This window comes from Mycobacterium sp. NGS64, assembly GCF_059812245.1.
The window spans coordinates 74,611-87,242 of sequence record NZ_JCALCI010000004.1 but is presented as its reverse complement, the minus strand read 5'-3'; the positions used below and the strand labels follow the sequence as shown (position 1 = coordinate 87,242).

General features: G+C 68.4%; 8 protein-coding genes and 3 pseudogenes. 8 read left to right on the top strand and 3 right to left on the bottom strand.

The features are described from left to right. Nucleotides 1–2: 2 nt before the first annotated feature. Nucleotides 3–377, top strand: a pseudogene (locus AC5Y4S_RS18425) (PE family protein); the annotation flags it as partial. Between the two features lie 657 nt (nucleotides 378–1,034). On the opposite strand, the gene AC5Y4S_RS18420 reads toward AC5Y4S_RS18425, so the two are convergent. Beyond that, entirely contained in the window at nucleotides 1,035–2,480 is a 1,446-nt protein-coding gene (locus AC5Y4S_RS18420) for a nitrate/nitrite transporter (RefSeq protein WP_500034121.1), read from the bottom strand. A gap of 302 nt (nucleotides 2,481–2,782) precedes the next feature. Next, complete coding sequence (locus AC5Y4S_RS18415; RefSeq protein WP_500034120.1) at nucleotides 2,783–3,178, bottom strand: hypothetical protein; 396 nt, start codon at nucleotides 3,176–3,178, stop codon at nucleotides 2,783–2,785. A gap of 64 nt (nucleotides 3,179–3,242) precedes the next feature. Here AC5Y4S_RS18415 and AC5Y4S_RS18410 point away from each other — a divergent pair, with 64 nt between their 5' ends. Further along, entirely contained in the window at nucleotides 3,243–3,866 is a 624-nt protein-coding gene (locus tag AC5Y4S_RS18410; protein ID WP_500034119.1) for a TetR/AcrR family transcriptional regulator, read from the top strand. Between the two features lie 12 nt (nucleotides 3,867–3,878). On the opposite strand, the gene AC5Y4S_RS18405 is transcribed toward AC5Y4S_RS18410, so the two are convergent. Then, nucleotides 3,879–4,781 carry a TPM domain-containing protein gene (locus AC5Y4S_RS18405; RefSeq protein WP_500034118.1) on the bottom strand — a complete coding sequence of 301 codons (903 nt, stop codon included), beginning with the start codon at nucleotides 4,779–4,781 and terminating at the stop codon, nucleotides 3,879–3,881. A gap of 115 nt (nucleotides 4,782–4,896) precedes the next feature. Between AC5Y4S_RS18405 and AC5Y4S_RS18400 the strand changes: the two genes are divergently transcribed. From AC5Y4S_RS18400 to AC5Y4S_RS18375, 6 genes and pseudogenes are all read left to right on the top strand, one after another. Next, complete coding sequence (locus AC5Y4S_RS18400) at nucleotides 4,897–5,886, top strand: glycoside hydrolase family 6 protein (RefSeq protein ID WP_500034117.1); 990 nt, start codon at nucleotides 4,897–4,899, stop codon at nucleotides 5,884–5,886. A gap of 145 nt (nucleotides 5,887–6,031) precedes the next feature. Further along, nucleotides 6,032–8,221 (top strand): annotated as a pseudogene (locus tag AC5Y4S_RS18395) (PE family protein); the annotation flags it as partial. Nucleotides 8,222–8,602: 381 nt separating this feature from the next. Then, nucleotides 8,603–10,168, top strand: a complete 1,566-nt coding sequence (locus AC5Y4S_RS18390) for an alkaline phosphatase family protein (RefSeq protein ID WP_500034608.1) — start codon at nucleotides 8,603–8,605, stop codon at nucleotides 10,166–10,168. A gap of 106 nt (nucleotides 10,169–10,274) precedes the next feature. After that, on the top strand, nucleotides 10,275–11,159 hold the full coding sequence (locus tag AC5Y4S_RS18385) for a cutinase family protein (protein ID WP_500034116.1): 885 nt from the start codon (nucleotides 10,275–10,277) through the stop codon (nucleotides 11,157–11,159). A 60-nt stretch (nucleotides 11,160–11,219) separates the two neighbouring features. Further along, the gene (locus AC5Y4S_RS18380) at nucleotides 11,220–11,777 is read left to right on the top strand and encodes a M15 family metallopeptidase (protein WP_500034115.1); all 558 of its coding nucleotides are present in this window, start codon (nucleotides 11,220–11,222) and stop codon (nucleotides 11,775–11,777) included. A gap of 175 nt (nucleotides 11,778–11,952) precedes the next feature. After that, nucleotides 11,953–12,330 (top strand): annotated as a pseudogene (locus AC5Y4S_RS18375) (helix-turn-helix transcriptional regulator); the annotation flags it as partial. Between the last annotated feature and the right edge of the window lie 302 nt (nucleotides 12,331–12,632).

Sequence of the window (12,632 nt, the reverse complement as noted above, 5' to 3'; positions counted from 1 at the left end):
GCGTGTCGCTTCTGGTGGTTGCCCCCGAGATGGTGACGTCGGCCGCCGCGGATTTGGAGAGCATCGGCTCATCGGTGAGCGCGGCGCATCTGGCGGCCGCCGTTCCGACGACGGGGATGGCGGCGGCTGCCGCCGATGAGGTCTCGCAGGCGGTGGCCGAGCTATTCGCCGCCTATGGGCAGCAGTATCAGGCGCTCAGCGCTCGGGCCGGCGCGTTTCAACAGCAGTTTCTGCAGGCGCTCAACTCGGCCGCCGGGTCGTATGCGGCCGCGGACGAAGTGGGCGCGTCACTGGTCAGTGCGGTCAACGCGTCCGCCGAGGCGTTGCTGGGCCGCCCGCTGATCGGCGTCGGGAGTGCCGCCGGGACTGGCGTGGCCGACGCCGCGATCAACGACCTGAACCTGCTCGTCCAGCGCGAGTTCGGCATCTACAACTTTCGCGACTGGCGCGGATGGGCCGCGTTTTTGTTGGATTACACCTGGGGCTTCGAGGGCACGGCGTTGGGCTACGGCGTGCAGGCCCTCAACGCGTTCACGCCGAACGGCGGCGGCTACGACGCCGCCTTCAGCGCGCTCGTGGGTTCCCACGTCTACCGTGGCGGCGTCGGACTGACGGGCTTTGCCACCACGATGGGCAATGTCACCACCCATCTCGGAACCGGTCCGGGTGCCGATGACGTCATGATCAATCACGAAGAGGTCCACGTCTGGCAGAACAGGATCTTCGGCCCGCTGTTCCAAACCAGTTACGCCGCTTGGGCGGTCGGCGGCTACTTCGTCGGGACGGGCTATTGGTTGCTCCACCCGAACCTGGACTGGTTCAGCCTGGTCGAGACGGCGTCGTACTACGACAACCCGTGGGAGGTCTGGGCCTACGCCAACGACAACAACTGGCCGCCGCCCGGCGCGAACCCGGCGCTGCTGTGGCCGGCCTGGACGGACCCGGTCCTGCTCTCGCCGATCTGGATGGAGCCGATCAGGCCGTTCTTGCCGGGGTGAGGCCTCGAATCCCGTTGATTCCCAACGGCGCCGGCATCATGCAGCAGAAGGCAGCGCTTCTCCGGCCAGAGCGGCTTTCGCTTCACGTTTCGTGCCGGGCGTGCGCACGTAGGCGAACCACGTGATCACCGCGCACAGCACGTAGAAGCCCAGGAAGACCCAGAACGCCGTCGTCGCTGATTTCGCCGGCGAGAGGTACGACGCGCGCAGCACGACGTTGATGCCGACGCCGCCGAGCGCGCCGATGGCCCCGGCGATTCCGATCAGCGCGCCCGACATCCGGCGCGACCAGTCGGCCTTCTCCCCCGTGCTGAGACCGTCGAGGCTCTGCGCCTTGGCGTCGAAGATCGACGGAATCATCTTGTATACCGAGCCATTTCCGATCCCGGACAGGATGAACAGCGCGACGAACCCGGCCACGTAGGCGAGCAGCACGCCGCCGGACGGGGCGCGATGCTTGGCGTCGCCCATCGCGCCGAACGCCACCAGCCAGCCGGCCGCAGCGATCATCGTGGCGAAGGTGTACAGCGTGACCTTGCTGCCGCCGATGCGATCGGACAGCCAACCGCCGACCGGCCGCACGATCGAACCCAGCAGAGGCCCGATGAACGCGATCTGCGCCGCATGCAACGCCGCCTGGGCCGTCATGGCCGGAGTCACTTTGGCGCCGTGACTGAGGTTGGCCAGAAAGCTGATTTGCAGCACCTGACCGAACGCGAACGAAAAGCCGATGAACGATCCGAACGTGCCGATGTAGAGCACGGCGATCAGCCACGAATCGCGGTAGGCCATCACGTCGATCATCGAGCGGCCGTTGGTGCGCTGGTTGGTCAGGTTGTCCATGAACAGCGCGGCACCAACCGCCGCGACGGACAGGAGCACCAAATACACCGCGCACACCCAGTGCGGGGAACGGTTGCCCGCGGTCGCGATTACCAACAGTCCGACGACCTGGATCATCGCGACGCCGATGTTTCCGCCACCGGCGTTCAGACCCAACGCCCACCCCTTGAGCCGCTGGGGATAGAAGGCATTGATGTTGGTCATCGACGACGCGAAGTTGCCCCCGCCCAGCCCGGCCACCGCCGCCACGACCATGAACGTGGTGTAGGACGTGTGCGGGTGGGCCATGAAATACAGCGTCAACGCCGTTGGGATCACGAGCACCATCGCAGAGAACACGGTCCAGTTTCGCCCGCCGAATGTTGCGGTCGCGAACGTGTAGGGCAGGCGCAAGATCGCTCCGACCAGCGTCGGCATCGCGACCAGAAAAAACTTCCCGGCGGCATCGATGTGGTAGACGCTCTGGGGCATGAAAAGGACCATGACCGACCAGATCGACCAGACCGAGAACCCGACGTGCTCGGCGAAGATGGACCAGATCAGGTTGCGGCGCGCGATCTTTGCTCCGCCGTTGTTCCAGGCGTCGACGTCTTCGGCGTCCCAGTCATCGATCGTGTGTTGGCGCGTCATTAGCGGCATGCGAGCACCGTAGGAAAGTGTTGTTGCGGCAAGGCTTGCCCGCGATGACCTACTTGCTACAAGCCGCTCACAAACCAGCCCTGAAGCGCTGTGAGTTATACGGCGTATCGCGTTAGACCCAGCGGCTGGGCGCGGGCGGCGGCCCAGGCTTTGCGCGGAGCGGTTGCCCGGGACTTTGCGGGTCGCGGCGACGATACACCAGGGCCAGATCCCAAGCAGTGCAGGGACAATCAGATGCACCTGCGGAACACGGCGACACCAAGTCGCCGCGCACGCCGAAAATCGTTGTGGGCGTTGCTCGGTCAGGGATGCGACGGCTGCCGGTCGGTGCTGCGCCGGCGTCCCAGCAACACGCAGAACAAGGCGAGCCCCGCCAGCAGCGGGTGAACGATGCGGTCGCGTGTGTCGACCGGCACCACGCCCATCAAGTCGGTGCCGTGAAATGCCTCAAGCCCGGTCGCCGCGGCGTAGATGAGCCCGACAGTCAGGGCTGCCGCGCGGGCGGATCGGGGGTATGCGATACCGACCGCGAGCACGACGACCATCGCCAGTTGCCAGACGGATCGCCAGCCGTCTCCGGGCAGGTTGAAACTGGCCCCCGCCACCAGCGTTGAGGTGGCGCGCACCCCGAGAAATAGCGCAACGACGACGCAATACCAGCGCGGGGCGCTCGCCGTACCCGTCCAGCCAGAGCTCATCGGAAGCTCCTCTCAGTTCCGTTACTGCCACGGCGGCAGTAACGCATCTGACTATACTGCCACTGTGGCAGTAACGGGAGTGGCGAGTGGCCGGGACTCCGGTCCCCCGCGCCGGCGCCGTCGCGCGCCCGCGGAGGCCCGCGGCGAAATCCTCGAGGCGGCGGCCGGGTTGTTGGCCGAGCAGCCTGCCCACGCGGTGAGCGTGGCGGCGATCATGGATCGAACCACGCTGTCGCGCAAGTCCTTTTATGTCTATTTCCGCGATCGCGCCGAACTGATCGGCGCACTGGTGCGGCCCCTGCGGGTCGAGGCGGACGCGGCCCTGGCCCAGTGGCGCCAGGCTGAGGATCCGGTCGCGGCCGGGCGTGAGGCGTTGCTGAGCGCGGCGCACACCTATCGCCGGCACGGCGCGATTCTGCGCGCGGTGTTCTGGTCGTCGGGCACTGATCCCGAGGTGGCCGCGGCGCGCTCGGCGCTGATCGACCCGGTGATCGACGTTGCCGAAGCGATCATTGACGGCGCGGACAGCAAGCTTGACGATCCCCGCGCGGTCGCGACGGCGCTGGTGACCATGAACGTTCACCGGCTGCTGACGTTGACCCCCGACACCTCCGACGCGGACATGCATGCGCTCGTGGACACATTGGCCACAATCTGGGAACGCGCGCTTTATCCAGGCAACGGTTAGCCCGGGCCCGGATCAGCGCGTCGACGCTCGACGCCGTGGCGGGCGATGCGCCGCCTGCACGTCGGCGTTGGCCAGCGTCTGCGCCTGAGCGGCCAAGGTCGACGCCCTGTTGGCATGCGCGATCGCATCGGGTTCGTTCGTTGCTTCCTTGCCATGCGCCGCTTGCAAATGCCGTTGCGCCTCTTCCAACCGGCGCTGGGCCTCGGTGCCGATGCTCTGGTGATGCCTGGTCACGTAGTCGGTGATCTGGCGCAATCTGGCGTCCGCGGTGGACAACGCGTGCGGCAACGAGTGCGCTTCGATGCTCACTTGCCCGTCGCCGGCGTCGACCCGCTGCACGGCGCGCCGGCGGCGACGACGGCGATAGAGCACGAGAGCCACCACGACGACGATCACGGCGACGATGACGCCGATCGCGATCAGCAGCCAGATGCGCTTGGACGAGCTTGGCGCTTTGTTCAACCCGTCAGCCGCGGCGACCGCGGCACCGCGCCAGTCTTTCGCGTTGACCGCTGGTTCAATTTTGTTGCTGCGCAAGTTGATTAGCTCGGCCGCCGTGAGGCCCTCCATGTTCGGCGGGGCGGTGAACGCGTACAGCTTGGTGTTCGTTGCCACGGCCAGCAGTGCGTCGTAGTCGCCCATCGCGCTCGCGCTGCGGGTTCGGTCGGCCCAGTTCTCGGGCTTGAACCTGGAGAAGTTGTCGACGTAGACCACCCACAGTTGAATGTGCCGGTCGCGGTACAGCCGGTCGATCGCCGAGCTGACCGCCGCCCGGTCCGCGTCCGTCAGCGCCCCGGTGTTGTCGGTGATGTGATCGGTGAGCTTGGACGGCGGCTGCGCGGCGGCGGGCGTCGCCCACAGCAGCCCCGCCGTGAGGATCGTCAGGACCACACCGAAGAGGCGAACAGCGTGCATACCGGTAATTTAGCCCGCCACCGACCGCCGCCCGGCGGGTCGCCACCGCGCCAAGCGCCGACCGCACCATCACCTGCCGTCGGCGATCGGCGTTCAATGCACTAATTTTCCTCGGGTGACGTTCTCAGCTACCGGCGCAGTCGCGCGCTGGATCGCCCCTCTCCTAACGGTTGCGACGGTTGCCGGAATCGGTTTTTTTGGGGACCGGGCCCCGACGGTGCGGTTGGTCGATGACGCCAATCCGTTGGCCGGCATGCCCTTCTACGTCAATCCGAACTCGGCGGCCATGCGTGCGGCACAGCATGCCGATCCGCCGAGTTCCGAGTTGACCGCTATCGCCCACACGCCACAGGCGTACTGGATCGTCCCGGGCTCGTCCGCGTCGACGGTCGCCAAGTACACCGGCGACGCGGCGGCTGCCGGCGCCATCCCGGTCCTGGCGATCTACGGGATTCCGCACCGCGACTGCGGCAGCTTCGCCGCGGGCGGCATGGCGACGGCCGACGACTACCGCGGCTGGATCGACGGGATCGCCTCCCAGGTGGGTGGTACCCGGACGGCGATCATCCTCGAACCCGATGCGCTCGCCATGGCCGACTGCCTGTCGGCCGACCAGCGCCAGGAACGCTACGACTTGATTCGGTATGCCGTCGACACGCTGACGCGCAGTCCGGCGACGGCCGTGTACGTCGACGGTGGTCACTTGCGCTGGCACAGCGCCGACGACATGGCCGCCAGGCTCAACAAGGTCGACGTCGCCCGTGCGCGGGGTTTCAGCCTCAACACCGCGAACTTCTACACCACCGGGGACGAAATCGGTTACGGCGAGGCGATTTCCGGGCTCACCAACGGTTCGCACTACGTGATCGACACGTCGCGGAACGGTGCCGGGCCGGCGCCCGACTCCGGGCTTAACTGGTGCAACCCGAGCGGCCGAGGGCTCGGCGCTACCCCGACCACCGCGACCGCGGGCGCGCACGCCGACGCCTATCTGTGGATCAAACGTCCCGGCGAGTCCGACGGAACCTGCGACAAAGGTGATCCCCCGGCGGGCACCTTCGTGAGCCAGTACGCCATCGATCTGGCCCACGCGGCAGGCTCATAGCGCGCCTCGTCGAGCGGTCATCTCAGCCGCGTGGCGCAAAGAAACCGCACCTCTGTACGGAAATACCTGGGCTATACAGACCTGGGTCTTGTTAAATACAGTTTGCCGGTTCGAGTCACCCCGATGAAGTTGAGGGGAGCCGCAGATGTCGAGTTACTTGATCGCAGCACCGGAGGCGTTGGCCGCGGCCTCGGCGGATTTGAACGCAATCGGGGAGGCGATCAAAGAGGCTACGGCGTCGTGGGTCCCGTCGACCACGGGGATTGCGCCGGCTGCCGCCGACGAGGTGTCCGCCGCGATTGCGCGGCTGTTCGGCAACTACGCGCAGGCATATCAGACGCTGGGCGCCCAGGCGGTCGCGTTTCAGCAGCAGTTCATGCAGGCCCTGAGCGGCAGCGCGGGCACATACGCGGCCGCTGAGGCCACGAGCGCAGCGAATCTGCAGCTCCCCGGCCTGCGGGCCGTAGAGCGGAACCTGCTGGACACGTTCAATGCCTACTCACTGACGTTTACCGGCCGGCCGCTGATCGGCAACGGCGCCAACGCCGCCCCCGGAACCAGCGGCGCCGGAGGGCCCGGCGGGTGGTTGCTCGGTTCCGGCGGGGCCGGCGGTTCCGGGGCGGCCGGTAACGCCGGCGGGGCCGGCGGGCCCGCGGGGCTGGTCGGCACGGGTGGCGCCGGCGGAGCCGGCGGCAGTGGCGCGGCCGGCGGTCCGGGCGGGCAGGGCGGGTGGCTGGTGGGGACCGGCGGGGTCGGCGGGACCGGCGGCTTCGCGACGTCCGGGGCCGGCGGCACCGGCGGGATCGGCGGGGCCGGCGGATTGTTCGGCTCCGGCGGGCCCGGCGGGGTCGGCGGGTTCTCGGCGACCGGGACCGGCGGAGTCGGTGGGACCGGCGGCGCCGGTGGGCTGCTCGGCGGGCTGTTCGGAGCCGGTGGTGGCGCCGGCGGGGTCGGCGGAGCCGGGAACATCGGCGGTGCGGGCGGTGCCGGCGGAGCCGGCGGCATGTTGGTCGGTGCCGGTGGCGCCGGTGGGACCGGCGGGTTGGGCGGTACCGGGGCCGGTGGCGCCGGTGGACCCGGCGGCGCCGGCGCCCTGCTGGTGGGTAACGGTGGTCCCGGCGGTGTCGGCGGCACCGGCTTCGGCGGCGACGGCGGGGCCGGCGGCACCGGCGGCCACTCCGGCTGGCTGCTCGGCGCCGCCGGCTCGGGCGGCGCCGGCGGCAACAACTTCGGCAGCGGCACCGGCGGCAACGGCGGGGCCGGCGGTGACGCGGGCGTGATCGGCTTCGGCGGGGTTGGTGGGGCCGGCGGGTTCGCGTCGGCCGGGGCCGGCGGCGCCGGAGGGGCCGGCGGCGCCGGCGCCCTGCTGGCCGGCGACGGCGGTGCCGGGGGGGCCGGCGCCCAGGGCGCCACCGGCTTCGCCGGCGGGATCGGCGGGGCCGGCGGCCGGGCGGTGCTGCTCGGCATTGGCGGGTCCGGCGGGACCGGCGGGCTCGGCGCACCCGCCGGCGGCAACGGCGCCACCGGCGCCAACGGGGTGTTGATGCCGGCGGCGGTGCTCAACGTGCTCAACGCGCCCAGCGTGGCCCTGACCGGACGCGCCCTGATCGGCAACGGCACCCCCGGCGCCGCAGGTAGCGGGGCCAGCGGCACGCCCGGCGGATGGTTGCTCGGCGACGGCGGGGCCGGCGGCTCCGGCGCGAACGGCCTGCCGGGCGGGGCCGGCGGGCCCGCCGGGCTCTTGGGCAGCGGTGGGGTCGGCGGGGCCGGCGGTTTCGGGGCGTCCGGGCCCGGCCGCGCCGGCGGTATGGGCGGACATGGCGGTTGGCTGTTCGGTAACGGCGGTCTCGGCGGGGCCGGCGGAGTCGGCGCCGCCTCCGGGCCCGACGGCGACGGCGGCAGCGGCGGGGCCGGCGGGCCTGGCGGGTTGTTGGGCTCCGGCGGGGTCGGCGGCGCCGGCGGATTAACCGGTCAGTTGAGCAGCAGTCTTCGACCCGGCGTCGGCGGGACCGGCGGGAACAGCGGGCCGCTCGGTGGGCTGTTCGGCGCCGGCGGCGGCGACGGCGGGGTCGGCGGATCGTCCATCAACTCGGCCGGCGGCGCCGGCGGACCCGGCGGCAGCGGCGGCCCGCTGTTCGGTCCCGGCGGCGGCGGCGGCGACGGCGGCTCCAGCTCGTCCAACGCCGGCGGTGCCGGCGGGTCCGGCGGGGCGGGCGGTGCGCTCTCGGGCACCGGCGGGTCCGGTGGGGCCGGCGGATCCAGCGTTAACGGTGCCGGTGGCCCCGGCGGAGTCGGCGCCATCGCGGGCTCGGTGAGCTCCGGCGGTGCCGGTGGCGCCGGCGGCACGTCGGGAGCAACCGCCGGAACCCATTCCGGCGGCCCGGGCGGGGCCGGCGGCGGCTCCGGACTCGTGGGCTCCGGCGGGGCCGGTGGGCCCGGCGGATTCGCCGCGACGGGCCCCGGTGGGGACGGCGGCCACGGCGGGAATGGCGGATCGCTGGTGGGCAACGGCGGTCCCGGCGCGGCCGGCGCGGACGTCGCCCTGACTTCGACTTTCAGCGGCGGAAGCGGCGGGGGCGGCGGCAGTTCGTTCCTGGTCGGCGACGGCGGCAACGGCGGCAATGGCGGCAACGCCGGCGCCGGGCTGTTGGGCGGACCCGGCACCGTGGGGACCGGCGGGACATTGCTTGGCCGCAACGGGATCCCCGGGTTACCGATGAGCCCGAACCTGTTGGTCAACCCCGGCTTCGAAACGGCCGACCCGTCCGGGTCGGGCTACAGCGGCGTGACCATTCCGGGCTGGACGGTCAGCGGCACGCCGACGATCATCGCCTACGGGACCCCGCGTGGTTACCCGGGACCGTTCTCCATCCCTGATCTCCCCGGTTTCCTGGGCTTCCCCGGCACCGCGCCTCCGGGCGGCGGCAACAATTTCGCCGGCGGCGGGCCCGTGGCCACATCGACCATGAGCCAAATCGTCGACCTGAGCGCCGCATCCGGCAAGATCAACACCGGCACAACGCCTTACACGCTGAGTGGCATGCTCGGCGGCTACCTAGGGGACCCGTCCTCGGCCTCACTGAAGGTCACCTTCCTCAACAACAGCGGGGCCGTTCTGGGCACGGGCACGACCACGTCGGTCACGTCGCTGGATCGCTTGGGGATCACGGGCTTCCAGTCACGGGACGTCTCCGGGACGATTCCAGTTGGTACCACCAAGGCCGTGGTGACCGCGACCTTCGCCGACCACAACCCGGTCCTCGGCAACTACAACAACGCCTTCGGCGACAACCTGTCGTTCACCGTTGGCGACCCGAACCTCACCGCGCCGACGCTCACCACACCGACGTCAAACGTCGGCCACCTGGATCACGTGTTCTTGATCTACATGGAGAACCACGGCGTCGGCGACATCGTCGGCAGCCCCAACGCGCCGTACATCAACGCCCTGATCAACAGCTACGGATACGCGAACAACTACTACGCGCTCGGCCACCCCAGCGACCCCAACTACTTCCGGATCCTGGGCGGAACGGACTACGGCATCGACGTCAACCCGCCGCCGAACGTCATCTACGGAAACAACAACCTCATGGCGAAGATGGATGCTTCGGGGGTCAGCTGGGCCGGTTACGCACAGAGCATGCCCGCCCCCGGCACCATCGTCGACTCGGGTGACTATGCCGTCGACCAACTACCCTTCGCGATGTTCAACTACGTCTATGCCAACCCCAACCCGAACTACCTGACGACCCACCTGCTCCCGCTGGACAATTTGAACCACGATCTGCAAAACCCAAGCACCGCACCGAAATTCACGTGGATAGCCGCCAATGAGTCGAACAACATGGAAGGCCCAGTCGATATTCCGACCGGCGCGCTGAACTTCCTGGGCAGCCAGCTCACGACGCACCAGTACAACGTCGCCGCCGGCGACCAGTTCGTCCAGCAACAGGTGTCGACCATTATGGGTTCGAACACGTGGACCGACCCGACGCAGCACGACGCGATCATCATCACGTTCGACGAGGACTACAACAACCTGTCGCTAGGCATCGGCAACCAGGGCAACAACGTCCCGATGATCGTCATCCCGAACGCGGGCGCCGTGAACGCCGCGACGGGGGCGATGCAATCCGGCCACTTCGTCGCCACCAGCCACTACGACCAGTACAGCCTGATGGCAACCATCGAAGACGCCCTGAGTCCTTCGCCGGGAGCTCTGGGACCGCTGACCGCCAACGACATGTACGCCCAACCCATGAACGAATTCTGGAAGTAGCGGCCGACCCCGACCGTCCTGGCCTCCGGAGTGTCAGACTGCCAAGGACTGGGCACTCCACCTCTGATGCGCTGGTTCGCATCTCAGAAACACGGGAAGGTGCATGATGCCGCACATAGTGATGACCGTATCGGGAACCGGTGTCGACATGTGGAACACCGCGTCGCCGCAACCCGCCGGAGTAGCTTCCGCCCTGGCGGCTGCGTTTCCGGACCTGTTCTACTGGCAGCCCGTCGGTAACTATCCGGCCAGCGTGTTCCCCATGGGTCCGAGCGTGGACGCCGGCGTCGCCGAGCTGAATAGGCTTTGCACACAAATCAATCCGCCACCCGGAGCGCCGTCCTATCCGGAGAACTCGATCATCCTGCTTGGGTACTCACAGGGCGCTATCGTCGTCTGTCAATTCCTGCACACGATCGCCTGGCTTAATCCGCAGATCGCGAACCGCATTGTCGCGGTGGGTGTTTGGGGGAACCCTCTCAGGTTGCCGGGATTCGCCTCAGGCAACCAGTTCGCAGGGTGGCCGATGCCGGCCAATGTCGATGGCGTTGTCACTGGCGGCGTTGCGGGTCCGGCGTGCATGATGCCGGCGGACGTCGCACCACACCTTCTCACGCCGGTCACGCATTTCTGGGGCGACTTCGTCAACACCATCGGTATCGGTAACGATATTTACGCGGACGCACCCGTCGGCCCCAACCCATGGACGGCTGAGGCCGGCCCGGGAGTCATCGAGACGCAAATCTACAACATCGTCCAAAACGCAAACAGTCCAAACATTTTCGCGATCCTGCGCGACGCGTTAAAACTGGTGAACCCGACCACATCGGTTGAAGAAATCATCTCCATAACCGAGGCGATCTATAACGGCGGAATGTTCTTGGCGGCCGGTCCGAATGCGTCCCACTACACCTACGACACCACACCGATCTATAACTTCATAGCCCTGGCGGGCCAAGAGACGCGGCCGTTTTCCACCAGCCAGGTTTGACGAGGTGCTCCCCCGAACTTCCCTTCGGTAGAGTTTGGGGAAGCAGTCACGAGAGGGAGCATGCGATCAGTTGCGTTGGCCGTCGCCACTGCAGTGGCGTTCGGCTTCCTCGCGCCGTCTGATCCACCGGCACCGCCCACAAGGCTCGCCGATCACACCATCCCATTGGCTCCTCCCGCCGACCCCGGCGACGGTTCCCTGCCAAACGGGGGCCAACTGACGCCGTTCGACGTCCAATACTCGGCAATCGGCCGGCTCGACCCGGCGTTGTTGAAAGCAATCCAGGGCGCCGCCACCGCGGCGGCTGCGGACGGCGTAACCATGACCATCACCTCGGGCTGGCGGTCGCCGGAATTTCAACAGCGGCTGCTGGACGATGCCGTGCGGACCTACGGCAGCCTCGCCGCGGCGCGGCAATACGTGCAGACCCCGGCGATGTCCAAGCACGTCACCGGCGAGGCGGTCGACGTCGGCGGTACGGGCGCCGCCGAATGGCTCATCTCCAACGGGTCCCGCTTCGGGCTGTGCCGGATTTATGCGAACGAGCTGTGGCACTTCGAACTGGCGACGGACGCGGCGGGAAACTGCCCGGCGCTGCTTCCCAACGCGGCCGGGTGACCGGGGTGGTCGGCCCGCCGTCAGCCTCTTCGGAGAACCCCTAACGTCATCAACCGGAAGCAGCCAGCCGGACAGGCGCACTCTCTATATGCCCATGTCCACGTCCGTCCGGACCTCAGCTGAATCGCGTTGAACCGCCTGCGAAGGCGCGAGTTAGACGGCGGAGGACCAACCCGGCATGACCCAGTCGGTACGCGCCATGGTCCGCCAACTCCTGCCCACCGGCACCGCCAGCCTCGAGTTGGTTGCCGCGCAGTTCGATCTGCATCCCAGGGCGCTGCACCGAAGGCTGTCCGCGGAGAACACCACCTTCGGCGAACTGATCGATGCAGTGCGTCGCGAAACCGCCGAACATTATCTGCGCGACACTGACATCAGCCTGTCGCACCTGACCCGAGAACTCGGCTATGCCGAACAGAGCGTGCTCAGCCGGTCCTGCCGCCGCTGGTTCGGCTGCGGTCCCAGCAGCTACCGCAACGCGAGCCGGTCTGGCGCAGCCATCGCTTCCGGATCCTCGGCCTCATACCGGGCCAACCACGAGTGCAGCCGCTGACGCGACACCCCAACCCGCGCCTCGGCCACGCTCGACCCGCTCATCTACGCAATGTCAACGATCAGCCGAAGTAGGTGTACGGCATCAGCCGAAACACTGTCAGGCATCACCCCAGACCTGAAACGTCATGGATGAGCCGAGGCCATAAAGGTCGGCAACACGTTCGACACGTTCCACAGGCGAACGGCAGCCCGTCGGGCGCGGCACCGGTCGCATCGGCGACGCGCCGTCAGCCGGTCAGACCCGCCATACCCGATAGTAGGAGATTTCCCATCTGGGCATCCCCAAAGGATTGACATGTG

Coding starts and splice junctions, on each gene's coding strand:
- AC5Y4S_RS18420 (WP_500034121.1), bottom strand. CDS start 2,480: ATGCCGCTAATGACGCGCCAACACACGATCGATGACTGGGACGCCGAA.
- AC5Y4S_RS18415 (WP_500034120.1), bottom strand. CDS start 3,178: ATGAGCTCTGGCTGGACGGGTACGGCGAGCGCCCCGCGCTGGTATTGC.
- AC5Y4S_RS18405 (WP_500034118.1), bottom strand. CDS start 4,781: ATGCACGCTGTTCGCCTCTTCGGTGTGGTCCTGACGATCCTCACGGCG.
- AC5Y4S_RS18390 (WP_500034608.1), top strand. CDS start 8,603: ATGAGCCCGAACCTGTTGGTCAACCCCGGCTTCGAAACGGCCGACCCG.
- AC5Y4S_RS18385 (WP_500034116.1), top strand. CDS start 10,275: ATGCCGCACATAGTGATGACCGTATCGGGAACCGGTGTCGACATGTGG.
- AC5Y4S_RS18380 (WP_500034115.1), top strand. CDS start 11,220: ATGCGATCAGTTGCGTTGGCCGTCGCCACTGCAGTGGCGTTCGGCTTC.